Genomic DNA, 22,794 nt, shown 5'->3' with positions numbered 1-22,794 from the left:
GCTGTATTTCTGTTCTATTCCGTAACCCGGATCGCAATCACCAGAACGAAGAAGATGATACCGAGAATCATTGTGACATTCGAAACAACCTTCTCAGAACCTCTTTCCTTCACGTTCGCAAACAGGTTCAAGCCGCCGTTCCCGGTAAACGCACCGGAAATGCCATTTGACTTTCCACCCTGCAGAAGCGTGATAATCACGATCATTGCGGAAACGATCATCAATAATGCGTCAAGCATCCGAATACGTGCTCCTTTCGCCAATGCTTCGCTATTATAGCAGAATGTCAAGCCCTCTGTAAACACACGAAAATCAGTTCATCAGAGAGGATAATCCTTATTTCAGCGAAGCTTCTATTGGTAAAAAAGAATGTTCTTCTTCATTCAGCAGATAGTCTTCAAAGAATCCTTCCTTCTGCAGTTTCTTCAGAAGTGCAATCAGATCTTCTTCACTGCTGTCCAGTTCATTGGCAATGCCTCTGAGATCCTCTTCCTCATCCATTGCACGCTCGACTCTCTGAACCTGCTTGCCGGCAATTCTCACTCTGTGCGCATCCCAGGTGACACCAATTGCCACCGCCAGTGTCAGCGTCAGTACAAACACGCTTGCATGTCCGGTCATCGTGCCGGAGGCAGCACCATAAATATAGATCACTTCAAAGAGAATCAGAAGAATTCCGAACAGCTCCGTGATCCAGCCATTCGAAATCGAATGCTTCTTGTCTCCCCTCGTCAGCAATTCCATCAGCAGGATCCCCAGCAGATCCATGAAGAAAAACAGAAGAATGCAGCCAGCCCAGCAAAGCACCAGCAGACCAGAACTCAGACCTTTTTGTCGTGAATCAGAACTCATACCTTGTATTACTCATCTCCAATGACCGACATTGTAGCATATCTTCCTGAATTCTACGAATCAGCAAAAAGAAAACTGCCTCGAATGAGAGACAGTCTTCGGAAAGATTCAGAAAATCAGATTACTTCTTTGCCGCTTTCTTAGCAGGAGCCTTCTTGGCAGCAGCCTTCTTGGCCGGAGCCTTCTTGGCCGGAGCAGCCGGAGCAGCGGACAGAGCTCTGACATTGTAGAAAGCCTTCTTGCCACGATACTGAGCAACCGGGCCGAGTTCTTCCTCAATTCTCATCAGCTGGTTGTACTTAGCAATACGGTCAGTACGGCTCATGGAACCAGTCTTGATCTGGCCAGCATTGACACCGACAACGAGATCAGCAATTGTGGTATCCTCGGACTCACCGGAACGGTGGGAAACAACCGCAGTCCATCCTGCTTCCTTAGCCATCTCGATTGCATCGAGGGTTTCAGTCAGGGTGCCGATCTGGTTGAGCTTGATCAGAACTGCGTTAGCAGCATTCAGTTCAATTCCCTTCTTGATGAACGTGGTGTTCGTGACGAACAGATCATCGCCGACCAGCTGGATCTTATCGCCAAGACGCTCACGGAGCTTCTGCCAGCCTTCCCAGTCATTCTCTGCAAGACCATCTTCCAGAGAGATCAGCGGATACTTCTTCGTCCATGCTTCATACATGTCGATCATTTCTTCAGAAGTCTTCTCGCCTTCACCGGAACGCTTCAGAACATACTTGCCCTTCTTCTCATCATAGAATTCAGAAGAAGCCGGGTCCATTGCGAAGCAGATGTCATCGCCGAGCTTGTAGCCAGCAGCCTCAACAGCCTCAGTCATGAGAGCCAGAGGGCCTTCATTTCCGAGTGTCTCCAGCGGTCCCTTGTTGCCCGGAACACAGCTAGGAGCATAGCCGCCTTCATCACCGACAGCGGTGTTATAGCCATACTTCTTCAGAACCGTCTTCAGAGCATGGAATACTTCAGCACCCATACGGACAGCTTCATGCTCATTCTTAGCACCAACCGGCATGATCATGTATTCCTGGCAGTCAGCAGCAGAATCAGCGTGCTTGCCGCCATTCAGGACGTTCATCATCGGAACCGGCAGAACCTTGGCATTTGCACCGCCGATGTACTTGTACAGCGGCTCTCCGTAGTAATCAGCAGCAGCTCTTGCGCAAGCCAGGGAAACAGACAGCGTAGCATTTGCACCCAGGTTGCTCTTGAACGGCGTGCCATCGAGATCCAGCATAACCTGGTCAATCTCGGACTGGCAGGTAACATCCATGCCGATCAGCTTCGGAGCGATCTTGGTGTTGACATTCTCAACAGCCTTCAGAACTCCCTTGCCGCCGAAACGCTTCTTATCACCATCACGGAGCTCAAGAGCTTCCCGCTCACCGGTAGAAGCACCAGACGGAACAATTGCGCGTCCAAATGCACCGGATTCAGTGGTAACTTCGCATTCAACAGTCGGGTTGCCGCGAGAATCGAGAACTTCGCGTGCATAAACACTTACGATATAAGGCATCTTAAATTTATATCCTCCTTCGATAACCTTAATACTATTTCAGAAGAACCCTGTTCTTCCTGAAACCTTACTTAGTTGCGTCAACCAGAGCCTTGAAGGAATCAACCTTCAGAGAAGCTCCGCCGATCAGCGCGCCGTCGATATCCTCGCAAGCCATGTATTCGCTGATATTGGTCGGCTTGACACTGCCGCCATACTGAACACGCACACCCTCTGCAGCCGCATCGCCATACAGTTCCTTGACCGTATCACGAACCAGCTTGCAGCAGCTCTCTGCCGTATTGACATCTGCAGACTTGCCGGTGCCGATTGCCCAGATCGGTTCATACGCAATGACCATTCTGGAAACTTCATCTGCAGTAAGACCTTCCAGAGACTCTTTCAGCTCTGTCTTGACGACTTCAGCAGTCTTGCCTGCATCATATTCAGCTTCCGTCTCACCGACGCAGAGAATCGGAGTGATTCCTGCTTCAAACAAGCGCTTAGCCTTCTTTGCGCAATGTGCGCTGGTCTCTGCATAATACGTTCTGCGCTCGGAATGTCCGATGATGCAGTACGTGATGCCGATCTCCTTCAGCATCGGAACAGATACTTCACCAGTGAATGCACCGCTGTCAACTTCGTTGCAGTTTTCTGCAGCCACCTTGACTGCACCTGCATTCTTCACTGCAACATCGAGATCCACATACGGAGCACCGATGCCGTATTCTGCTTTTTCATCGCCGGTCACATAACCCTTGATGCCATTGAAGAATTCCAGGGCCTCAGACGGGGTCTTGTTCATCTTCCAGTTGCCGAAGATAATAGGTTTTCTAGACATGAATTACTTCTCCGGGATGATTGCAACACCCGGGAGCTCCTTTCCTTCCATATATTCGAGGGAAGCACCGCCGCCCGTGGAGATATGGCTGAACTTATCTGCATAGCCAAGGTTCTTCGCAGCCGAAGCACTGTCGCCGCCGCCGATAATTGTCGTAGCACCATCAAGCTCAGCAAGCGTCTTGCAGATCTCTTCGGTTCCCTTAGCAAACTCAGGCTTCTCGAATACGCCCATCGGGCCATTCCAGAATACGGTCTTAGCACCAGCAAGCTCCTTCTGGAACTCTGCTACCGTAGCCGGGCCGATATCCAGTCCCATATAGCCATCCGGAATTTCTCCAGCCTTTACCGTCTTGATATCCGTAGGATTATCGAAGTCATTTGCGATAACCGTATCTACCGGCAGAAACAGCTTGCCCTTGCCCTTCTCCATGAATTCCTTTGCAAGGTCTTCCTTGTCAGCTTCCAGCAGGGAAGTACCGATCTTGCCGCCATTAGCAGCAGCGAAGGTATAGGACATGCCGCCGCCGATCAGAACCTTGTCAGCAATCTTCAGCAGGTTCTCGATGACACCGATCTTATCGGAAACCTTAGCCCCGCCAAGAATTGCAACAAACGGTCTCTGCGGATCATTCAGTGCCTTGCCCAGAACGTTCAGTTCCTTTTCAACCAGGAAGCCTACAGCAACTTCCTTCATATTGGAAGGAATGCCTACTGTAGAAGCATGTGCTCTGTGAACAGAACCGAATGCATCCTCAACAAATGCATCTCCCAGAGAAGCCCAGTACTTGCCAAGCTCCGGATCATTCTTCGTCTCACCCTTCTCATAACGGGTGTTCTGCATCAGTACGATAGATCCATTTTCCTGGGCCTTGACTGCTTCCTCCAGCTCAGCTCCTCTAGTCGCATTGACGAACTTCACCGGTGCAGAAGTCAGCTCTGCCAGGCGCTTTGCGACAATGGACATATCGTTCTTTGCCTTATCCTCATCTGTCTTGATCTTTCCAAGGTGGCTGAGCAGAAGAACCTTTGCTCCATTCTCAGTCAGATAGTTGATCGTAGGCAGTGCAGCACGGATACGATTGTCATCTGTAATCGTATCTCCCTTGTGCGGAACGTTAAAATCCACACGAACAATTACGTGCTTGCCCTTAACGTCCAGATCCTTAACAGTAACCTTAGACATATATGATGAATCTCCTCCTTTTTGCGTTCATATTATAGCACCCCGAAAACATGTGAGTAAACGAACAATACGGCTATTCCACGACACTTTCTGCAATTCGCCGCCTAGTCTTCACATCCCCTTCACGAGCTGATCAGAATCCGCATGTGCAATCGCTGAAAACGAGAAAACTCCATCCTTGCACTTCACCCGAATATCCCCGCCATACTTTTCCGCAATGACTCTTGCAGAACGGAGTCCGTACTTTCCGCTCCGATCTGCTTTTCCCAGATAAGTTTCATAGGCTCTCTGGCCCTCTGTACTGATTGGATTCTCTACCTTCAGAAGAAAAAACCTTGAATTGGAACGAATCATCAGATTAATTTCATTTCCCCCGGAAATATGCAGAATCGCATTATCGAGGCTGTTCATCAGGAGGACAATCAGATCATCTTCCGACAGAAAAGGCTCTGACGAGACATTCAGCACACAGCGGAAATGGAGTCCGTTCTCTGAAGCTCGTTCCTGTTCCGCATGAAGGATACCATTCAAGGCCCTGCTCTTCGTTTCAATCGGAATTTCCAGAGAATCAAGCTCTTTCCGATACTTTCTGATCAGTTCTTCCGATCCCCCGCTATCCGCCAGCAGAGAGATCATATGTCTGACATCGTGTTTCATGCGCGAAAGCGATTCTGATATTCTCATATTCTCTTTTGTACTTCTCAGCTGAAGAGCCATCATCTCATTCATCTTCTGTTCTTCCCTGATCTTCTGATTCCGCTTTGCTGCAGCCCACACCGTAACCCAGAAAAGCACGACCAGTCCACTCAGACAGATCACTGCAATCGAAATCTTCTCACCATCAAACTTCTGATAAAACAGCAGTTCTTCAATGGAATTGAACATCATCAAGCAGAGGAATGCCATGCCTGCCGCCAGTAAGAATTCTCTTCTGTCAAGGTATTCCTTCTTCTGATTCACTGCAGCAGCCGCACAGTGCAGAGCAAGCAGCTGAAGCGGTTTTGAAATCAGAGTCACAATCACCCCATATTGTTCAAGCAGAAAAAGAATCTCAATTCTGCCGAACATGAAATACGAAGCAGCAATCAGCAGATACGTATTGATCACAGCAGTGATCAGATCAGGAATCAATGAGAAAAACAGCTTTCCTTCCGCAGAAAAATCAGAACCGATCGAAAGGCATATGTATGCAAGCATATAAAAGATCAAGCTTCGATATCCAGCCATGATTTCAGTCCTGTTGATATATGACATCAGCAGGAAGTGAAGAACTGAGTAAAGAACAAACGCAATCCCTTTCCTTGCCATGCTTTGGTTCGAAATCTGCCAGAAAAACAATCCGAACAGGCAAGCTTCCAGAAGATTGATTCCCAGATCAAAAACTGTCATATCATTTTCTCCATCAGGAATTGATTGTATTGCTTTTTCACCCTGGATAATCTTGCGGCGCTGATCAGAATATGGCTGAAATCCGCAAGGATAATTCTTCCGCGCTCGATCTCAGAAACATAATCAAAATTCACCACGCATGAACTTGAAATCGCGCAGAACCGAATTTCCTGAAACGATTGAGAAACCATGCGCAGCGAATGATGGTCAATATATTCTTCTCCATCTGCGCACACAATCAAAGTATTGTTCCCTTGGGTATGCAGGTACATCACCTGATTGATATCAATCAGACGATCAGTCCTCTCACGCCCATGCAGTACATACAGGCTTTGTGAAGAAACCTTTCGGTATTTTTCAATTGCTTTCTCAAGGTCATCCTTCAGGTGTTCTTTCCTGACAAAGTAAAAAATACTGAGATCATAAGAGTCAAAGACATAACTATCGTGTGATGTGCAGAAAATAATCTTTTTTGAAGGGCACTTCTCCAATATCGTCTCAGCAATCCCAAAACCAGAGCAACCTGGCATTTCAATATCAATAATATAAAGTTCTGACTGATAAGGCTCCTTCAGAGAAGAACCATTCGTACAGCTTTCAAGCTCAAAGAAAAGATCGCTCCATTTCTGAGTGAGCAATGCATCAGAAATCTTTCTGATATCTTCCGGCTGATCATCTAGAATTGTAACTGTTACTGTTCTCATGATTCAGCACCTGCTGTATCAGCATCAGAATAAAATTCAATATCAGTATTACGGAAAGTCTCACAGAGAATATCCGAAATTGAAGGCAGGAGGCTAGAATCAGAAAAAGGAAACCTGCTAAAGACAATCTGGCATTCTTTCTGCATATTTCAGCCTCCCGATCAGTCATCGGTTTCTTCTGACTCAGGATAGGAGCAGTCAGAAATTGGTAAACCGCAGAACTTGATGCAATCAGAAAAACCATTGGATGGTGCAACAACACAGTTACCAGGTAATTGAAAACTATAAAAATCATTGAGTACAGGAAAACACATGCAGGAATAGAATGTGCGTGAAAGCCACCTGTATATTGCCTCAGTATTGAAAGTCCAAGAATAAAAGTAATTGAAGAAACAAGATCATGATAGTGATAGATTCCGATCAAGATCACAGGCAGAAAATCCAGGGTGTCGACAATGACTGTATTCAGCCCATAGATAAAACAATTCTGTTCGGCAGAAGGCACTTCAAATAATGTAATAGCTCTGTCAATAAAAGCCGAATCCATATAAGCATCATAGCAGAACTATGCAAGCAATAGAGCATTTTACGTTATGAATTTTCCTTTAAGAAGATTGGCCACGTATGACAATGATTTACGATGGACTTTCGCCAAAAGGCCTTTCACTGAATTTTTCACGATATGCAGCTCGTTTTTCACGAATTGATTGATAATCCATATCAGCTGAAGATATAGTCCAAATATAGATTGCTGATCGTGAGCAGACGGAATGCCTGCTATCGCATCACTCTTTGATTATCAGAAAAGGATGGTCACATAGATCGAAGAAGAATGGAGGTTATGATGAGAAGAACCGGCATTCAATGAATCCCGGGATATTCTCCCGGGACAGTATTGATTCATTCAATTTCTCTGACATCAGATTCAGGATTAGGAAAGGGACGATTATGAGGAAACTCAGAAGAGTCCTCACCGTAGTATTGCTTTCGCTTTCTATCTTCTGTGTGCCGGTTCTTGCTAGAGATACAGATGTGAATCTGGTAAATTTCTATATTCCTGCACAACAGAAACTCGCGGAATATTACCTCGATGCTTATTGCCATGGAAGGTATCTCTTTGTAAACCTGGTGAAAACAGGGAATGTAATTGACAAAGTAAATTTCTGGGCGGTTGACAGCTCTGAAACACAGCTGACTACTTGGGGAATGGCAGCAGAAGGAGGAGGAAGGGCAACTGCTGTCTTCACTGATAACAGAGTTGAAAGAACAGTCCACAAAGTATATTTCAAGAGTGCCGAATACAATTGGGGCGGATATACCATCAACGGCACGATGACATACTAGAAAGTGAAAGGGGCTGCTTGCATAGAGCCCTTTTAGGTAAAGAGATGAAGAATAGAATTGTTGATCCAGATAAATGGGTGACGGTTATGGCATTGGCATTTGGCATAGAGATTTATCGGTTCCTGTCTCAGCGGAACATTCCGGATCTTTCTGCTCTGGATTTCTATGTGCTGAATGCACTGAACAGCTCTCTGGTTGAGAACCTGCTCTGCTGGCTGGTGCCGCTGCTTGCGGCATTCGCCTGCGGCAAGCAGTTCAATGCGTATTATCCGCTCAGAAAAGCAATCTTCACTAGAACGGATCGGAAGAAGTTCGTTCTGCAGAAGGCGGCAGAGTCAGCAGTAAGTTCATTTCTTCTGGTGCTGTTTTTCTATCTCTGCTGTTTTCTCTTTGATGTGATTATTGCAGAAACTGCCTGCCCGGGAATCCATTTCGGGGTTTCTCTGAATCCGGACAGCGTGATGTTTCCGGAATTGTATTATGCACATCCGATCCTCTATTTAGCTTATTATGTGCTGATGATTTCCGGATATGCAGCTGCTTTCGGCATGGCCGGTTTCCTGATCAGCTGCTTTACCAGAAACAGGGTTGCCGTTGCGATTGGTCCGTTTGCGGTAATGATTGTTCTTTCGATCGGACTGATGGTGATTCCGAATGGATATGGGGCGCTGTTTGATTTCACTTCCGTTTCGCTGCTTCGTAAAAGCACTCTGAACTATGTTTCCAAGCCTGTTCAGTCCTTTTTCAATTTTATCGGCCCGATGATCTATCTTGTGTTTTTCCGGCTGCTGATCAGGACCGCTTCCGGAAAGGAGAAGCTATGGCAATAGAATGTTTCCGGCTCCTGCAGAAAATCAGACGGTTTCAGATTCTGCTGATTGTTTCTCTGATCCTTGTGATTTCTGCATATCTGTTTGCAGTCTATGGCTGGAATAGCAGGGATTCATTTCTGTTTGCGATCAATGATTATATTCTGCCGCTGATGATGATACCGCTGTATTTCATTGCATGCATGGAAGCAGATCATGTTCTTCATCTGCAGTCTGTACAGGTCAGAAGAGATCGTACTGGCAGGAAGATGGATCAGTTTCTGACAGAGATGCTCATTCTTGCTGAGTACATGGCTCTTTATCTGGTTCTTCCAGTCATGATCGCAGGGTTTCAGTCACCGATGGTTTCCTGGTTTCTGAACAGCAGTCTTTGCATGATGCTGTTTGCCGGAGCTCTCAGACTGATGCTGATGCAGGTGGTGAATTGCAGCACGGCAGCGTTTCTGGCAGTTCTGATTCATATTGTGCTGAAAGTGATCAACAACTGGGTGTTCCTTGCCGGGACTCCCTTGCTGGATACTCCGGCAGGAGTATGGATCCGCTGGGGAATCAGTATCTTGGGTTATTTCTTATTTTTAATGAACAGGAAGTGGGACTATGATCAGAAGAGAACTGACGCTGACTGAGGTCGGCAAGCGATTCGGAAACCAGGAAATTCTCCGGAATGTGAATCTCTCGATCTCCGGAGGAACCGTAATGGGATTGAAGGGAAGAAACGGCTCCGGGAAATCCGTGCTGCTGAAATGCATGTGCGGACTGATGGCACCTTCAGAAGGAACCATTACGTATAACGGGAAAGCCGTTTCTTCAGATACGATTTCTGATTTCAATTTCGGCGTGTCCATTGAGAAGCCGGAACTGATCAATGATCTCAGCGGACTTGCTAATATCAGGTTTCTGGCTTCTTTCCGCAAAGTGGTTTCAAATGCGCAGATTCAGGCCTGGTTTGAACGGTTCGGACTGAGCTCTGCTAGGAACAAGAAGGCTGGAGACTATTCCCTCGGGATGAAGCAGAAGCTGATGCTGATTCAGGCATTCATGGAAGATCCGGATGTGATTCTGCTGGATGAGGTCACGAATAGTCTGGATCTGCAGTCAAGAGAGATTCTGTTTGACGTGATCCGGGAAGAACGAGCAAAGGGAAAAGTGATCCTGCTGGTAGATCATGACCTGGAAGAACTGAAGGAAATCAGTGATTCCATCATCACGATCGAGAAAGGAGAGATCCGGCCATGGGACTTCAGAAAATAGCAGGAGGACTGCTGGTATTCTCTCTGCTTTCTGCAGGCGGAGGATACTTTCTGCGCGGAAGCTACCCGATCACACCATCTGAGGAACTGGAGCAGGTTTATCCGGTCTCAGTAAGTCCGATTGCTGCTGTGTTTTCGTATACAGATCACACAGAAGAATATGGCAGTTCCTTTCTGCAGGGAGAAATCATTGAAGGAACTCCATTATCCAGAAAATGTTCCGGAACTTCCATCATCACCACCGTACAGGTCAGCCAGGTATTTTCAGGAGAACTGGAAGCAGGAAAGATGATTCAGGTCATTGAACCATATTCGCTGGCTGGAGAGATGGAATCCACTTATTCGGGATATCTTCCGATGATGATGAACCAGGAGTATCTGCTGAATCTTTCCAGGCTTTCCGGAAATCTGTATGCCATCCGGGCAAATGAGCTTGGGTGCTATCCTGCAGCCGCCTTCAGTACCATAGAGCTGAGTGAGGACATGACGCTTGGGGCAGATCGGCAGTATGAGACAGTTCTGATACTTTCAGAGAACTATGCTTCGGAGGTTCTGTCTGCTTCAGAAACAGATGGATACCGGCAGGCAAGAAAGGATTCCATGCAGAGAGCTCAAAGTTATCTGAGAACTGATGCCGGATGATTCCAGCCATTCTTTTATTAGAATAATACTGATACGTCTTATAAAGAGGCAAAAGAATTGCAAGCAATAAGAGGTGCATTAACTAAAGGTCGCCCTATGATTGTCTATATGCAAAAACTTACTGGCGGTTCGCATGCCGTAGTATGTTATGGTTATGAAGCATACAATGTAAATGGAAATACTGTTTATTATCATTATATTTTCAATCCATCTAGAGCTGCCGCTTCAAAAACAACTATCGAGGATTATATGGCTGAGTGGTATATAAAAGGAGTTCATGTATATTACAAATGATTAACAATAAAACCTATTCAATTCTATTAATCAGCTCTCTGCTGCTTGCCGCTTGTTCTTCAGCAGATTCAGGCAAAGCTTCTGCTCACGCTTCACCGGATCTGACTTCTCCGTCTGAAACCACTGCAGTTACTGCTGATCATACAGAAGAACCAGCACCAGCTCCGCCAGAAGTGTCTGTTCCTGAACCCTCTTCCTACACAGATACAGATACCGGAATCATTTATTCCGCTGTTGATGAAAGTGCAATTTCAGCAACCTATATCCGTCACACGGAACCCGAAGCAGAAGTTTCCAGGTTTCCGGATCAGATCCAGGCAGAATATCTTTCCTCTGAAAACGGGTACTCCTGGTTCACTTTCAGAGATACAGATTTGAACGATTCTGTAACAGTCGGAGTAATGTCTCTGCTTCCGGATCTTGAATTGCAGATAACCGGGGAAAAGGCAGAGGAAGGAGATCGGATCTACCTTGCGCTGAATTTCAATCAGGGAATTGCCAACCCGCTCCAGAAATCTGACAGCAGATATGGTTTGTACTGGTACAACTGGAACTTTGCTTCGATTGATGGGGTTGTCTTCCAGACCTACGTATTAAGCAGCACTTCGGAAGCACCAGGAAAAGGCGGAGAAGTCATTGCTGAAAGCAATAGCTGGCAGCTGATTCGCAATGACAGCTACTATTCCACCGTGATGGGGTCTGCTGATGTTTCCGATGAAGAGAAACAGGAAGTTGAAGTTCTTCATCAGAATGAATTCATTATTCTGAAGTGAGGAATTCATCTCATCAGAGCATTTATTATGCATGAATGTTCCTCACTGAAAACAAACTTCACAGAACAGAAAGGAAGAACTTGATGAAAATCAGAAAGTATACCGTACTGATTCAGTCGCTAATGATTGCTATGATCTTCTTTCTGGTCTATCTGGCGGCAGAAGGACTGGTTTCAGCAATCAGAATCGGCGTTACCGCATTCCTCTGCTCGATTGTTATCCGATATACCGCTTCTTCGATGAGGCATAAGTCATCGCTGTAATCATGCATGCAAGGAGGACCTATGAAATTGATTCAGAGAACTGCCATGATTGTGATTCCCCTGTTCCTGCTTTCAGGATGTACTTCTTCTCCCAGTCTGATTGAGTCAGATGAGGCAGTATCTGCATTTCTGAAGAATGATGTTTCAGAGATGCAGTATGAACTTCCCCTGACCTACACTGCCAATGGAAAATCTCGCTCTTCCTCCACCGGATGGCTGAGCAATCAATCACCAGTGGACGAATCAGAGGCAGTTCAGGAATGGTTAAAGATGTCTGAACTGGCCGGTACCACCAACATTGAACTGCTTCAGAAAGAGATCACTTCCTTCTCCTTCACAGAAACGGATATCGAATTCACGCAATCCGATCTCGTTTATATGGTACAGCCGGAAGATGGAAAGATCGTCTATTTCTTCCAAGGCGGTCTCAAGACAATATCAGATGGCACTCGTCACCTGTATGCGACAGAAGACTCTGCTTACACGGAACTCATGGAACAGGTTACTTCAAACGCTGCCGATCTTGTTGCATATGAAGTCAAGAATATGAGTTATTAATAAAAAGAGCATCTGCATGAAGTGAACTTCAGCATGCAGGTGCTCTTTCATTTCTTCTCAGTTATCCGGCCAGTTGCAGAGCTGATAATACAGTTCTTCGTAGATGCCAGCAGACTGTTCCCAGCTGACATCCGTGGTCATGGCACTCTTGATGAGACCCTTCCAGCCTGGCTTGTTATTGTAGTACTGTTCGACTGCCCAATGCAGCGTATAAACCATGTCATCGGCATTTGCCGCCCAGAAACTGAAGCCGTTGCCCTCGCCGGTGTACTGGTTATATGGGTGTACCGTATCTTTGAGGCCGCCGGTTTCACGGACTAATGGCAGCGTGCCGTAATGCATGGCGATCAGCTGACCGATGCCGCAAGGCTCATAGAGCGAAGGCATCAGGAACAGATCTGCACCAGCATAGATGCGATGGGCAAGATCTTCGTTATAGCCGCAGTAATAGACTGCCTTGCCCTTGTATTCGCTCTCCATCCACTTGAATGCATTCTCGGCATTCTGCTCTCCCGTTCCTAGAACGATGAACTGAACGTCCATATCCAGAATCTCACGGAGCTTCTCAGTAATGAGATAGACCCCTTTCTGGTTAGTCAGACGGGAGACAAGGCCAATGACACAGACATCATTGGTGACCTTGAGTCCGAGTTCTTCCTGCAGGGCAAGTTTATTTGCCTTCTTGCCGGAGACATACGTACGAAGATCATAGTTCTTCGTCAGACGCGGATCAGTCTTCGGATTCCATACAGTAGTATCAATTCCATTGACGATGCCCCAGAGATCTTCTCTGCGGTATCTCAGGATGGAATCCATGCGTTCGCCATAAGACTCTGAGAGAATCTCATTGGCATAGGTCGGCGAAACGGTCGTGATCTTGTCTGCATAGACGATGCCAGCTTTCATGAAAGAAATGCCGCTGTCAAACTTGATGGAACCATTGTCGAAGTAATAGTAGTCAAGGCCCAGGCAGCTTGGCAGCATGTCTACTCCGAAATTTCCCTGGAAGGCAAGATTATGGATCGTATATACATGCTTGATAGCCTGATAGCGCTGATCATCCGCGTAGCATGCATGGCAGAGCAGCGGAATCATTCCGGTCTGCCAGTCATTGGAATGGATGATGTTCGGCCACCAGTTGATGAAGTAGATCATATCAAGAGCTGCCCGCTGGAAGAATGCAAACCGCTCACCGTCATCTTCATATCCATACAAGCCGTCACGCTCAAAGTATCCCTGGTGCTCGATGAAATAATAGACCACTCCGTCCACTTCTGCCTTGTAATACGTAGCCGGCTGGTCGATCCATCCGGAATGAACCTGGATTGTTCCGAGCCGTTCCAGCTGATCGTAATACTTCTCGATGATCTTCTTATAGAGCGGCAGCACTACCCGCACGTCATGTCCGCGCTTCGCCAATGCCTTCGGCAGACTGCCGATGACATCTGCGAGGCCTCCGGTCTTGATGAACGGAAGTCCTTCCCCTGCTGCGAATAGAATTGATCTTCCCATTGGATCCTTCTCCTTCTGTCAGATTCGATCTCTGCGTTTCACATAAACCGGTGCAGCATCCGTGCCAGCCAGTTTCTTGACATGGTGGACAATCGCATACTTGTCCACTATCACATGATCCAGCTTGGCATTCTCACCGATGTAAGCACCCGGAAGAATAATGCAGTTCTCTACTTCAGCGCCCTTGCAGATGGTGACATTGCGGCTGATCAGAGACTTCTCGACCTTGCCGTCAATCACTGCTCCGTTTGCGACAACCGAATCATGCACTTCGGCATTCTCGGTATATTTGGTCGGGCAGGAATCATTGGTCTGCGTATAGATCGGCCAGCCCGGACGGAACAGCTGCTGAGCTGTCTTGTAATCTCTCAGTTCCATGGAAATGCGGAAATACTCTTCCAGGCTGTTCAGGCAGCCGACATAGCCTCTGACCTGATAGCCTCTCATATCCAGTTCGGAAACCGAATCAGCCAGGATGTCCTTGAACCAGTACAGGCTGGAAGTGTCGGCAGCCTTCTTGACCAGATCAATGAACAGCTTCTTAGTCATCACATACGCTTCCATCGAAACGTTGATGTTCTTTCTCTTGCCGCGGTTCTTCTCAAAGCCCATGACCGTCTTCACCTTATCCAGGTTCAGCGTATCGCAGCCGAGGAATGATTCCTTGCCGCGGTTAGTTGCGGTATAGAGCACCGTGACATCTGCCTTGGAATTGATGTGCTGCTTCAGCACTTCATTGAAATCCAGGCTGTATACAAAGTAGCTCGGGGCAATGACCACATACGGATTCGGGTCTTCTTCGATGTACTGCATGTTCAGCATGTAGTTTGCGACATCGTGGTTATAAGCCTCGGAAGAGAACGTTTTCTCTCCATACAGGATCCGCAGCTTTCCGCGCTTGGAATTGATGTTGTAGTGGCTGCCATCGCCGAGATGCTCGATCAGGTTGCGCGGTTTCTCCTTGCAGTAGACCTGCACATTGTCAATGCCGCTGTTCGTCATGTTGCTGAGAATGAAGTCGATGATCCGATAGCGGCCCATGAATGCAATGGCCGGTACCGGGCGGTAATCGCCAAGTCCCTGAATGGTGGCTGTATTGTCTTCGAAACTGATGATACCCAGTGCGCGCATATCTTTACCCCCTCTTACTCCACGAACTTGCTTGCGACGAGCTCGATATGCTCGCTGTTCTTATCGCCTACGACTGCACCCGGGGCGATTTCCACATCATCTGCAACGATGCAGCGGGTAACCACTGCGCCTTCGCCGATTCTAGCGCCTGGCTGAATGACGGAATCGATGACCTTGGCACCCTTGCCGATGCTGCAGTTGGTACCGATCACCGAATTTCTCGCTTCGCCGAGAATGACGCTTCCTTGCGTGATATAGCAATTGGAAATCATAGCTTCCGGTCCGATGAACTGCGGAATCGCATTGACATCTTCGGTATAGATCTTCCAGTTGGAATCGCCGAGATCCAGCTCATTATTGTCTTTCAGCAGGTCCATATTCGCTTCCCACAGCGAATCCACGGTTCCTACATCCTTCCAGTATCCCTTGAATCGGTAAGCCGTCAGCCGTCTCTTGTCACGCAGATAGCCCGGAATGATATCCTTGCCGAAATCATGATTGCTGTCAGGATTCTTCGCATCCGCAACCAGATACTTCCGCAGTGTCTTGTACGTGAAGATATAGATGCCCATCGAGGCAAGGTTGCTCTTCGGATGAGCCGGCTTCTCTTCGAACTCGACGATCATGTCATCCTTGTCGCAGTTCATGATGCCGAAGCGGCTTGCTTCCTTTAACGGGACCTCACGAACCGCAATCGTCGCATCTGCCTGCTTCTCCTTGTGGTAGTCCAGCATCTTGTCGTAATTCATCTTGTAGATATGGTCACCAGACAGAACAAGGATATATTCCGGATTCATCGAATCCAGGAAATCCAGGTTCGCCGTGATCGCATCTGCAGTACCGCGGTATACCTCAAAGTTCTGCGCATCCTTCTCACGAGGCGTCAGAACATAGACACCGCCATCATTGGTATCAAGTCCCCAGTAATGATCTCTTGCAACATAAGAATTCAGCAGCACAGACTCATACTGAGTCAGCACGCCGACTGTATTGATGTCAGAGTTCGCGCAGTTGCTGAGCGGAAAGTCGATAATCCGGTACTTGCCGCCGAAATGGACAGCAGGCTTCGCGACTTTCTTGGTCAGTTCATGCAGGCGGGATCCCCTTCCTCCTGCAAGAATCATGGCCACCATCGTGTTTGCTCTCATAGTGTAATTATGCCTCCTGAATGGTATTAGGGGCTGCTCTCCCCTTGATTCAGTCTCATTATATACCATCGTTCAGTTCCATGGGGCCCCGAAAGCGGAAATCTGACGAAACCGCCGCAATCTTCCCGGTTCACAGCATTTCCCCAGCTGTCCGAACGTCATGCGTGCAGAGTCTCTGATACGTGCTGCTGATCAGCACAGAACCAAGCGGTGCGGTAATCAGAATCGCCAGCACCGAAAGCGTCAGGACCTGATCTCCGCAGGCCAGACCCATCGAAAGCGGAATCGAGCCTATTGCCGCCTGCACGGTGGCTTTCGGCAGCTCTGCAATCACTGTAAAACTCCTCTCCCGAGCAGAAAGATCCGTTCCCGAAACAGAAACCAGGGTACCTGCTGAGCGGAAAACCAAGCCGATCGCAAGCATGAGGATCATGCCTGCACCAGCAGAAAGCACGGAAGAAATCTTCACCTCTGCCCCGACCAGGACAAACAGGAAGATCTGGGCCCCATTCCAGAGTTTCCCGAGACCTCGGCTCATTTCTTCAGCCGAAGAAACATCCTGTTTTCTGAGAACCATGCACATGCTGATGACGGCGAGAAGTCCTGAAACAGAAACCGTTCCCTTCAGCAGTTCCTCCATCCCCTGCAATAGAAAAGATGCAGCGAGCACCAGAATGATCTGCAGCGAACCATCCGGATGCACCATCCGGAACACAAGATCCAGCAAAACCCCGCAGACACCCCCTGCAAGAATGCCGAGAATGATCGCCTCCGGAATCTCCAGAAAGGAAGCAGCTGAAACAGAACCGCCGCTCACCATCGAAAGAAATGCAGAAAACAGGACGATCACATAGACATCATCTGCAGAAGACCCGGCAATGATCATCTGCGGAATGCCTTTAGCCGTTCCGTATCGTTCGTCCATCATGCGGCTCATCGCCGGCACTACTACCGCAGGCGATACCGCACCCATCACTGCTCCCATGAGGGCACCCTCTGCCCGCGTGACCCCGAGCACCATCGGCGCAAGGAAGACGAACGCAAGAATCTCACACGTTGCCGGCAGAAAACACAGCAAAGCTGCTGGCCTTCCGATCCGCTTCAGAACCGCACTGTCTAATGAAAGACCTGCCTTGGCAAGAATGATGATCAATGCAATCTCCCGAAGATCGCTGCCGATCGAAAGCAGATCGGAACTCAATAGATTCGATACCTGCGGACCAAGCACAATTCCGGCAAGCAGATAGCCGGGGACGGATGGAAGATGAACCTTCCTGCATCCCCACCCGAACAGAAGACCAGTCAGAAGCAGCAGTGATAAACTCAGCATCCTATGATTTCTCCTTTCATAGCCGCATAAAAAGCTGATGCTTTCCATGCGGAAAAACCGCACAGAAGTCATCAGCTCATCAGCAGTTCGGGATCACTCCCAGGGAGACTTCATTCCCTGATGGTTCAGATTCTACGTCGACAGGATTCCCTCGTCAATCAGAAACAAACAATTTCCGCACCAGACTGATCAGATACAGCGATCCGCAGACCAAAGTGCATCCATGCTCTCCAGCCAGTTCCATTCCCTTCTGCACGGCCTCTTTCCAGTCCATGACAATCTCTGCTTCAGAGTCTGCCAGATGTTCGGCAGTATCTGCTCTCGTATTTTCAAACTGCGTGACGATCACCTCATCACACGCCTTTCTCAGCATCGCTTCCATCTCCGGTCCCTGCTTATCCTTCAGTGCAGAGAATACCGCAATGCAAGGATGCGGCAGATATCTCATCGATTCTGTCAGTGCCTGCATGCCTTCGGTATTATGCGCCCCATCGAGGATGACAAGCGGATGCTGGTGCACTGCTTCAAATCTGCCTGGCCAGACACTGTCATGCACAGACTGGATTGCAGAATCAGAATGAATCTCAATGCCAAGCAGCTCTGCTGCCTTCAAGGCAAGCGAAGCATTTGCTTTCTGATACTCCGGAAGTGCTTTTAAAGAATACTCTGTTCCCTCAAAGCAGAACTTCTGAGGACCGAGGTCTTCATATGATTCCAGACGATGCAGAGTTCCTTTCTGCTTTTCTGTTTCTGCCACAATGACTGCTTCTGCCTCCGGCTTCAGATATCCTGTAAGCACTTCGGAATGCGGCATGATGATGCCTGCCTTTTCCCCTGCAATTGCCGCAAGCGTATTGCCTAATAACGCCATATGATCAAAGCCGATCGTCGTGATGATGCAGAGATCAGGATGATGCAGCGTCGTGGTCGGATCCAGTCTTCCACCAAGCCCCGTTTCATATACGGCAATGCCCACCTGTTCTTCCTGGAACCAGAACGCACTCAGCAGCATATCGATCTCGAACATGTTGAGGGCGTTCTCTTCTATGCATGCAAGGTGCTCATTCAGAAGTCTCAGAAACGTCTCATCCGGAATCCATGCATCATTGATGCGGATCCGATCCTGATGTGCCACAAGATGCGGAGACGTAAAGAATCCGACTTTCGGATACTTCGTATGCAGCAAGTCTCTGAGATAGCAGCATGTGCTGCCTTTTCCATTCGTTCCTGCCACATGCACGGAGCGGAACGAATCCTGCGGATTGCCCAAGGAGGCCATGACGTGCTCAAATGCAGAGAAGCCTCTCGAAGGAAAGTGTCTTGCGGTGATCCATTCTACTGCTTCATCAATGTCCTGAAACATGATTGAGATCCGGGATCTGCCAGTCAATCGGCTTCATCCCGTGTTCCTCCAGGAAAGCATTGGCTTTCGAAAAATGCCGGCAGCCGAAGAACCCATGATATGCACTGAGCGGAGAAGGATGCGCAGCTTCCAGAACCAGATGCTTTGAATGATCGATCATGGAGGATTTGCTGCGGGCATTTCTTCCCCATAACAGGAATACAACCGGCTGTTCCCGTTCATTGATCTTCTGGATCGCATGGTCCGTGAAGATTTCCCATCCCTGTCCGGCATGGCTGTTCGGTCTGGACTCCTCAACGGTCATGACCGTGTTGAGCAGGAAGACGCCCTGTTCAGCCCAGGGCATCAGATATCCGTTATCCGGAATCCGGCAGCCGACATCATCTTGAAGTTCCTTATAGATATTCTGCAGAGAAGGAGGCACTGCAACTCCAGGTCTTACCGAGAAACACATACCATGCGCCTGACCAGGCTGATGGTATGGATCCTGACCGAGAATCACAACCTTGATATCCGGATAGTCGCAGTGTTCAAATGCGCTGAACACAAGCTGCTTGGGCGGATAGATGTGTTTCGTCTGATACTGCTCATGCACAAACGCTGCAAGCTTCTTGAAATACGGTTGCTGCCATTCTTCCTGCAGCCAGGGATACCAGTGATTATGAATCATCCTCTTCCCCTTCTTTCTCTATATCTTCTCCCTGATGCCAGCGGACAATATCATTCACGACATCCGCAGAGATCGAACCATCTGTTTCTCTCAGATAATGGCCGAGACCCGGATAGCTCTTCATCGAGACATTGGATCCCTTCTGACTCTTCCACGACTCATAGTCCGAAGAGAATTTCGTGATCGTATCTGCTTCACCCTGCAGAATCGCAATGGGCATGGATACCTTCGGGGTATAGTTCAATGCCCCGGCCGTATTCCAGTCTTTCCAGTACGTTAACGGATATCCGCCGATCATCGGATCAATTTCAGGTTCTGCCGCAATGGAATACTTCACCTCATCCGCAGAGATATTCAGTTCTTCTGCCCTGGAAAGCAGCGAGATGCCATCTTCTTCATATGGCGCATTCAGCAATACGAGTCCACCGGTTATCTCGAAATGAGAATTCACGAGGTAGTAGCCAAGCGAACCTCCGGTACCCAGACCGATATAGATGATATCTGCCGCATTGACCGGATATCGTTCCAGGCTGTGCACCACGCTGGCAAAGTCTTCCAGCAGGATGCGGTTCAGGGAATACTCCGAGGAGTCCTGAATCAGATACGGATCTTCTTCAAGGCGCGTATTCCATCTGACGCTGGCTATGCCTGCTTCTGCTAATGCATGGGCAAAGTCTTTCCGGAAGCTGTCATCATTTCCGGAACGATTGCACGACTCCTTCATGCCCTCCGGCATCAGGATCGCAACCGGAGGAGATTCGACATCCTTCGGCAGCGTCAGAATACCTCTCATAGATACTTCCTTTCCGAAGGAAACAGCTGTCTCCGTCCACGTATCTGAAGACTCGAGAACCGGATCTTCTGAACGGAGAAAGAACTGCAGAGAACTGATCTTTCCGGACTCTGCAAGCCGGAAGTCTGCCTGCACTTCCTGGTCTCCGGCCAAGAAGAGCAGTTCTCCGCCTTTGCGATCGTCTTCAAATACAACTCCCTCTGCCAGACATTCACCCGGATCTTCCGAAGTCTGTTCTGCCCAGAGTGCTTTGAGGTCTTTTGCACGATGACTCTGTTCGGAACTGCGCGCAAAAAGACCGGAAAGAGTCTTCCAGTCTTTCTGAGTCACTGCACTGGATACTGCTTCTGCCATTGAACGCACAGAGGCATAAGTCTGCTCAGCCGCAGACTCCTCTGCCGCCGAACAGCCGGAAAACAGGACGGCCAGACACAGAATGGAGATCAGCAGTTTACTGAAGCGGATCATGCCGCGAAACGCGCCTCTTCACTACTGCTGCAATCACGGCAGCTGCTGCAAGAATCACAATCACTGCGATGGTCGGGAACGAAGGACCGCTGTTTCCGGAAACCGCAGGCGCCGAGGAAGCAGGAGCGCTGGTGCTGGAGAAGTCCAGAGCACTGCCACCCTGTTCTTTCACCCATTCATTCACATCTGCTTCCACCATGGAGAACGGACGATCGCCGCCCGTCAATAACACGGTATTGAATTCCTTGAGATCAAACTTGCTGCCAAGTGCTTCCTTGGCATCCTCTCTCAGATTCAGGAACTTCATCAGGCCGATGCCATACGGCAGAATCGTGCCCGGCTGGCTGATGACAAAGTCATAGAGAGACTCTGCATTTGCAGAATTGAGACCGAGAGAATCAAGGTATTCTGCCACATCATCCACGGAATAGCCAAGTCCGTTCACGGCCAGGTCGGCTGCCGCATCCAGCACATAGCCAAGCGACGTATTGATCTGCAGATTCTCGATTGCCGCATCGCTCAGCTGCGGCGCATTGGACAGCGCCACAATCTCTGCATACATGCCCCAGCCTTCGGTATAGCCCGAATTGGAACATACACTGCGGATCCGGCTCGGATTCGTATTGAGGAACCATGTGATCTGATAAAGATGACCGCCGAAGCCTTCATGAGCAAGCGTGGAATAAAGTTCATTCTCATCGCTGACATTGTCACCATTGATCTTGATGACATTATCGGTAATGTCATCAATCGGCGGCTGCATGTAGTATGCCACCACGGAATCATTGGCCACCGACGGATCCAGATAGCTTGCCGTATACGTGACATCCGGTCCTTGCGGATAAGACTTGCCCAGAATGCTCTGCAGGTAGGACAGGATCTCTTCCGGCGTATCCATGCCGACCGTTTCCTGCTCAGCCGAATCGAGATCGCTGCTGCGCATCAGATCGATGTACTGGTAGATGACCTGGTTCAGGAAATCCGTGCACTGGTCCAGCAGATCCTGAATGCTGTCATCGCTGCTTGTCTTATAGCGCACCAGTGCCTGGTAATAGTCGCTGCCGCCATCCTCATAGTTGCAGAGGCCGCCCTCATAGTTCGCAGAACCGCGCAGCTTCTCCAGTTCTTCGCTGACATGATCGTAGGCAGGGATGAACTGATTCAGCACGATGTCCTTGTTCTGTTCCTTGTAGGAAGCCTTCTCGTCATCACTCAGGAAATCAAGCGCATCGATATCTTCATCGAAGATGGCAATCAGCTGATTGTCATCCTTCTTCTCCGTGAACTTGGCAATGGAATCTTCGGTGTCATCCAGCTGGGAATCCGTCAGGAAATAGCCGGCAGCTGCCTGCTGCTTCGTGATGTCCAGGCACTGCTCAAGGCAATCCGGAACACTCTTCAGAACACTCAGATAGTCCTCGACATCCTGCTTGTCATAGAAGATGAACTCCGTGAAATTCGTCAGCAGATTCTCCTGGATTCCGAACGAAGGATTGAACAGCTGATCCAGCATCGGATAGGAATTCATAGCAGCGATATTCTCGAGATACGTCTCATAGACCTGATAGTCTACCTGCTGTTCTGCACTCAGCGAATCATAGTCAAATGCCTTCAGCTTCTCCAGGGAAGCATTCGCCTCATCCACCGCATCCTGATACGACTGCAGAGACTGATCCGTCATGACCGGATCCGGTTTCGTGATCCCGGCACTTTCGTAGTCACGGATCGTATAATGCATGGTCAGATAATCATCTTCCATTGCCTGCACGAATTCCTGATTCAGGAATTCATCAAAGTCGGCATTGCCGGTATTCTCTTCTGCCATCACGCTGGCAGGAGAAATCACTGCTGCCGCAACGGCTGCAGCACATACTGCATGAAGCATCTGTTTCAGCATCTGTTTCATAGTAAACTCCTTACTGATTCATTATACCCCAG

Annotated in this window: 25 protein-coding genes and 1 riboswitch; of the genes, 9 read left to right on the top strand and 16 right to left on the bottom strand. The window is 48.5% G+C overall.

Translation table 11 applies throughout. The annotated features are described in order from the left end of the window. Window positions 1-14 precede the first annotated feature (14 nt). The 8 genes from secG to C7E00_RS16730 form a co-directional block, all read right to left on the bottom strand. Window positions 15-239 (bottom strand): preprotein translocase subunit SecG, encoded by a 225-nt coding sequence (gene secG / locus C7E00_RS02680; RefSeq protein WP_105302810.1) that lies wholly within the window; start codon window positions 237-239, stop codon window positions 15-17. A gap of 97 nt (window positions 240-336) precedes the next feature. Next, window positions 337-852: a hypothetical protein gene (locus C7E00_RS02675; protein ID WP_105302809.1), complete on the bottom strand. Its 516-nt coding sequence runs from the start codon at window positions 850-852 to the stop codon at window positions 337-339. A 121-nt stretch (window positions 853-973) separates the two neighbouring features. Continuing rightward, window positions 974-2,389: a phosphopyruvate hydratase gene (gene eno, locus C7E00_RS02670; protein WP_105302808.1), complete on the bottom strand. Its 1,416-nt coding sequence runs from the start codon at window positions 2,387-2,389 to the stop codon at window positions 974-976. A 67-nt stretch (window positions 2,390-2,456) separates the two neighbouring features. Next, the gene (gene tpiA / locus C7E00_RS02665) at window positions 2,457-3,209 is read right to left on the bottom strand and encodes a triose-phosphate isomerase (protein ID WP_105302807.1); all 753 of its coding nucleotides are present in this window, start codon (window positions 3,207-3,209) and stop codon (window positions 2,457-2,459) included. Window positions 3,210-3,212: 3 nt separating this feature from the next. Continuing rightward, window positions 3,213-4,394 carry a phosphoglycerate kinase gene (locus C7E00_RS02660; protein ID WP_105302806.1) on the bottom strand — a complete coding sequence of 394 codons (1,182 nt, stop codon included), beginning with the start codon at window positions 4,392-4,394 and terminating at the stop codon, window positions 3,213-3,215. Window positions 4,395-4,505: 111 nt separating this feature from the next. Further along, window positions 4,506-5,783, bottom strand: coding sequence for a GHKL domain-containing protein (locus C7E00_RS02655; RefSeq protein ID WP_105302805.1), 1,278 nt, complete (start codon window positions 5,781-5,783; stop codon window positions 4,506-4,508). Continuing rightward, the gene (locus tag C7E00_RS02650) at window positions 5,780-6,487 is read right to left on the bottom strand and encodes a LytR/AlgR family response regulator transcription factor (RefSeq protein WP_105302804.1); all 708 of its coding nucleotides are present in this window, start codon (window positions 6,485-6,487) and stop codon (window positions 5,780-5,782) included. The genes C7E00_RS02655 and C7E00_RS02650 overlap by 4 nt, the downstream gene beginning before the upstream one ends. Then, complete coding sequence (locus C7E00_RS16730; protein WP_105302803.1) at window positions 6,456-7,034, bottom strand: accessory gene regulator B family protein; 579 nt, start codon at window positions 7,032-7,034, stop codon at window positions 6,456-6,458. Before C7E00_RS16730 ends, C7E00_RS02650 begins: the two co-directional genes overlap by 32 nt. Before the next feature lie 245 nt (window positions 7,035-7,279). Between C7E00_RS16730 and C7E00_RS02640 the strand changes: the two genes are divergently transcribed. The 9 genes from C7E00_RS02640 to C7E00_RS02600 all read left to right on the top strand — a co-directional run bounded on the left by C7E00_RS02640 (window position 7,280) and on the right by C7E00_RS02600 (window position 12,441). Further along, window positions 7,280-7,831 (top strand): hypothetical protein, encoded by a 552-nt coding sequence (locus C7E00_RS02640; protein WP_135358140.1) that lies wholly within the window; start codon window positions 7,280-7,282, stop codon window positions 7,829-7,831. 86 nt (window positions 7,832-7,917) lie between these two features. Further along, window positions 7,918-8,661, top strand: coding sequence for a hypothetical protein (locus tag C7E00_RS02635; RefSeq protein ID WP_105302801.1), 744 nt, complete (start codon window positions 7,918-7,920; stop codon window positions 8,659-8,661). Continuing rightward, a complete protein-coding gene (locus tag C7E00_RS02630; protein WP_105302492.1) occupies window positions 8,652-9,287 on the top strand; it encodes a hypothetical protein in 636 nt (211 codons plus the stop codon). Before C7E00_RS02635 ends, C7E00_RS02630 begins: the two co-directional genes overlap by 10 nt. After that, entirely contained in the window at window positions 9,259-9,912 is a 654-nt protein-coding gene (locus C7E00_RS02625; protein ID WP_105302800.1) for an ABC transporter ATP-binding protein, read from the top strand. The genes C7E00_RS02630 and C7E00_RS02625 overlap by 29 nt, the downstream gene beginning before the upstream one ends. Beyond that, window positions 9,894-10,553: a hypothetical protein gene (locus tag C7E00_RS02620; protein WP_105302799.1), complete on the top strand. Its 660-nt coding sequence runs from the start codon at window positions 9,894-9,896 to the stop codon at window positions 10,551-10,553. Before C7E00_RS02625 ends, C7E00_RS02620 begins: the two co-directional genes overlap by 19 nt. 57 nt (window positions 10,554-10,610) lie before the next feature. Next, window positions 10,611-10,847 carry a hypothetical protein gene (locus C7E00_RS02615; protein WP_135358139.1) on the top strand — a complete coding sequence of 79 codons (237 nt, stop codon included), beginning with the start codon at window positions 10,611-10,613 and terminating at the stop codon, window positions 10,845-10,847. Beyond that, window positions 10,844-11,620, top strand: coding sequence for a hypothetical protein (locus C7E00_RS02610; RefSeq protein WP_105302797.1), 777 nt, complete (start codon window positions 10,844-10,846; stop codon window positions 11,618-11,620). Before C7E00_RS02615 ends, C7E00_RS02610 begins: the two co-directional genes overlap by 4 nt. 83 nt (window positions 11,621-11,703) lie before the next feature. Then, window positions 11,704-11,883 carry a hypothetical protein gene (locus tag C7E00_RS02605; protein ID WP_135358138.1) on the top strand — a complete coding sequence of 60 codons (180 nt, stop codon included), beginning with the start codon at window positions 11,704-11,706 and terminating at the stop codon, window positions 11,881-11,883. A gap of 21 nt (window positions 11,884-11,904) precedes the next feature. Further along, a complete protein-coding gene (locus C7E00_RS02600; protein ID WP_105302795.1) occupies window positions 11,905-12,441 on the top strand; it encodes a hypothetical protein in 537 nt (178 codons plus the stop codon). Window positions 12,442-12,498: 57 nt separating this feature from the next. On the opposite strand, the gene glgA is transcribed toward C7E00_RS02600, so the two are convergent. The 8 genes from glgA to C7E00_RS02560 all read right to left on the bottom strand — a co-directional run bounded on the left by glgA (window position 12,499) and on the right by C7E00_RS02560 (window position 22,762). Beyond that, window positions 12,499-13,953, bottom strand: a complete 1,455-nt coding sequence (glgA, locus tag C7E00_RS02595; protein WP_105302794.1) for a glycogen synthase GlgA — start codon at window positions 13,951-13,953, stop codon at window positions 12,499-12,501. A gap of 18 nt (window positions 13,954-13,971) precedes the next feature. Continuing rightward, on the bottom strand, window positions 13,972-15,084 hold the full coding sequence (glgD, locus tag C7E00_RS02590; RefSeq protein ID WP_105302793.1) for a glucose-1-phosphate adenylyltransferase subunit GlgD: 1,113 nt from the start codon (window positions 15,082-15,084) through the stop codon (window positions 13,972-13,974). Between the two features lie 14 nt (window positions 15,085-15,098). Next, the gene (locus C7E00_RS02585; protein WP_105302792.1) at window positions 15,099-16,232 is read right to left on the bottom strand and encodes a glucose-1-phosphate adenylyltransferase; all 1,134 of its coding nucleotides are present in this window, start codon (window positions 16,230-16,232) and stop codon (window positions 15,099-15,101) included. A gap of 130 nt (window positions 16,233-16,362) precedes the next feature. Further along, window positions 16,363-17,562 (bottom strand): cation:proton antiporter, encoded by a 1,200-nt coding sequence (locus C7E00_RS02580; RefSeq protein WP_105302791.1) that lies wholly within the window; start codon window positions 17,560-17,562, stop codon window positions 16,363-16,365. Between the two features lie 55 nt (window positions 17,563-17,617). After that, a riboswitch (Fluoride riboswitch) is annotated at window positions 17,618-17,689 on the bottom strand. Window positions 17,690-17,716: 27 nt separating this feature from the next. Continuing rightward, window positions 17,717-18,925 carry a bifunctional folylpolyglutamate synthase/dihydrofolate synthase gene (locus tag C7E00_RS02575; protein ID WP_105302790.1) on the bottom strand — a complete coding sequence of 403 codons (1,209 nt, stop codon included), beginning with the start codon at window positions 18,923-18,925 and terminating at the stop codon, window positions 17,717-17,719. Next, on the bottom strand, window positions 18,909-19,595 hold the full coding sequence (gene ung, locus C7E00_RS02570) for a uracil-DNA glycosylase (RefSeq protein ID WP_105302789.1): 687 nt from the start codon (window positions 19,593-19,595) through the stop codon (window positions 18,909-18,911). The genes C7E00_RS02575 and ung overlap by 17 nt, the downstream gene beginning before the upstream one ends. Continuing rightward, on the bottom strand, window positions 19,585-20,856 hold the full coding sequence (locus C7E00_RS02565; RefSeq protein ID WP_105302788.1) for an alpha/beta hydrolase: 1,272 nt from the start codon (window positions 20,854-20,856) through the stop codon (window positions 19,585-19,587). Before C7E00_RS02565 ends, ung begins: the two co-directional genes overlap by 11 nt. Then, window positions 20,840-22,762 carry a DUF885 domain-containing protein gene (locus C7E00_RS02560; RefSeq protein WP_105302787.1) on the bottom strand — a complete coding sequence of 641 codons (1,923 nt, stop codon included), beginning with the start codon at window positions 22,760-22,762 and terminating at the stop codon, window positions 20,840-20,842. Before C7E00_RS02560 ends, C7E00_RS02565 begins: the two co-directional genes overlap by 17 nt. Between the last annotated feature and the right edge of the window lie 32 nt (window positions 22,763-22,794).

The organism is Anaerolactibacter massiliensis (assembly GCF_900290205.1).
In the GTDB taxonomy this organism is placed as follows: domain Bacteria; phylum Bacillota_I; class Bacilli_A; order Erysipelotrichales; family Erysipelotrichaceae; genus Bulleidia; species Bulleidia intestinalis.
This window is presented reverse-complemented; position numbering and strand designations above follow the sequence as displayed.

Coding starts and splice junctions, on each gene's coding strand:
- C7E00_RS02560 (WP_105302787.1), bottom strand. CDS start 22,762: ATGAAACAGATGCTGAAACAGATGCTTCATGCAGTATGTGCTGCAGCC.
- C7E00_RS02565 (WP_105302788.1), bottom strand. CDS start 20,856: ATGATCCGCTTCAGTAAACTGCTGATCTCCATTCTGTGTCTGGCCGTC.
- tpiA (WP_105302807.1), bottom strand. CDS start 3,209: ATGTCTAGAAAACCTATTATCTTCGGCAACTGGAAGATGAACAAGACC.
- C7E00_RS02600 (WP_105302795.1), top strand. CDS start 11,905: ATGAAATTGATTCAGAGAACTGCCATGATTGTGATTCCCCTGTTCCTG.
- C7E00_RS02650 (WP_105302804.1), bottom strand. CDS start 6,487: ATGAGAACAGTAACAGTTACAATTCTAGATGATCAGCCGGAAGATATC.
- C7E00_RS02625 (WP_105302800.1), top strand. CDS start 9,259: ATGATCAGAAGAGAACTGACGCTGACTGAGGTCGGCAAGCGATTCGGA.
- C7E00_RS02610 (WP_105302797.1), top strand. CDS start 10,844: ATGATTAACAATAAAACCTATTCAATTCTATTAATCAGCTCTCTGCTG.
- C7E00_RS02605 (WP_135358138.1), top strand. CDS start 11,704: ATGAAAATCAGAAAGTATACCGTACTGATTCAGTCGCTAATGATTGCT.
- glgD (WP_105302793.1), bottom strand. CDS start 15,084: ATGCGCGCACTGGGTATCATCAGTTTCGAAGACAATACAGCCACCATT.
- C7E00_RS02585 (WP_105302792.1), bottom strand. CDS start 16,232: ATGAGAGCAAACACGATGGTGGCCATGATTCTTGCAGGAGGAAGGGGA.
- C7E00_RS02620 (WP_105302799.1), top strand. CDS start 9,894: ATGGGACTTCAGAAAATAGCAGGAGGACTGCTGGTATTCTCTCTGCTT.
- secG (WP_105302810.1), bottom strand. CDS start 239: ATGCTTGACGCATTATTGATGATCGTTTCCGCAATGATCGTGATTATC.
- C7E00_RS02580 (WP_105302791.1), bottom strand. CDS start 17,562: ATGCTGAGTTTATCACTGCTGCTTCTGACTGGTCTTCTGTTCGGGTGG.
- C7E00_RS02655 (WP_105302805.1), bottom strand. CDS start 5,783: ATGACAGTTTTTGATCTGGGAATCAATCTTCTGGAAGCTTGCCTGTTC.
- C7E00_RS16730 (WP_105302803.1), bottom strand. CDS start 7,034: ATGGATTCGGCTTTTATTGACAGAGCTATTACATTATTTGAAGTGCCT.
- C7E00_RS02635 (WP_105302801.1), top strand. CDS start 7,918: ATGGCATTGGCATTTGGCATAGAGATTTATCGGTTCCTGTCTCAGCGG.
- glgA (WP_105302794.1), bottom strand. CDS start 13,953: ATGGGAAGATCAATTCTATTCGCAGCAGGGGAAGGACTTCCGTTCATC.
- eno (WP_105302808.1), bottom strand. CDS start 2,389: ATGCCTTATATCGTAAGTGTTTATGCACGCGAAGTTCTCGATTCTCGC.
- C7E00_RS02575 (WP_105302790.1), bottom strand. CDS start 18,925: ATGTTTCAGGACATTGATGAAGCAGTAGAATGGATCACCGCAAGACAC.
- C7E00_RS02660 (WP_105302806.1), bottom strand. CDS start 4,394: ATGTCTAAGGTTACTGTTAAGGATCTGGACGTTAAGGGCAAGCACGTA.
- C7E00_RS02675 (WP_105302809.1), bottom strand. CDS start 852: ATGAGTTCTGATTCACGACAAAAAGGTCTGAGTTCTGGTCTGCTGGTG.
- ung (WP_105302789.1), bottom strand. CDS start 19,595: ATGATTCATAATCACTGGTATCCCTGGCTGCAGGAAGAATGGCAGCAA.
- C7E00_RS02630 (WP_105302492.1), top strand. CDS start 8,652: ATGGCAATAGAATGTTTCCGGCTCCTGCAGAAAATCAGACGGTTTCAG.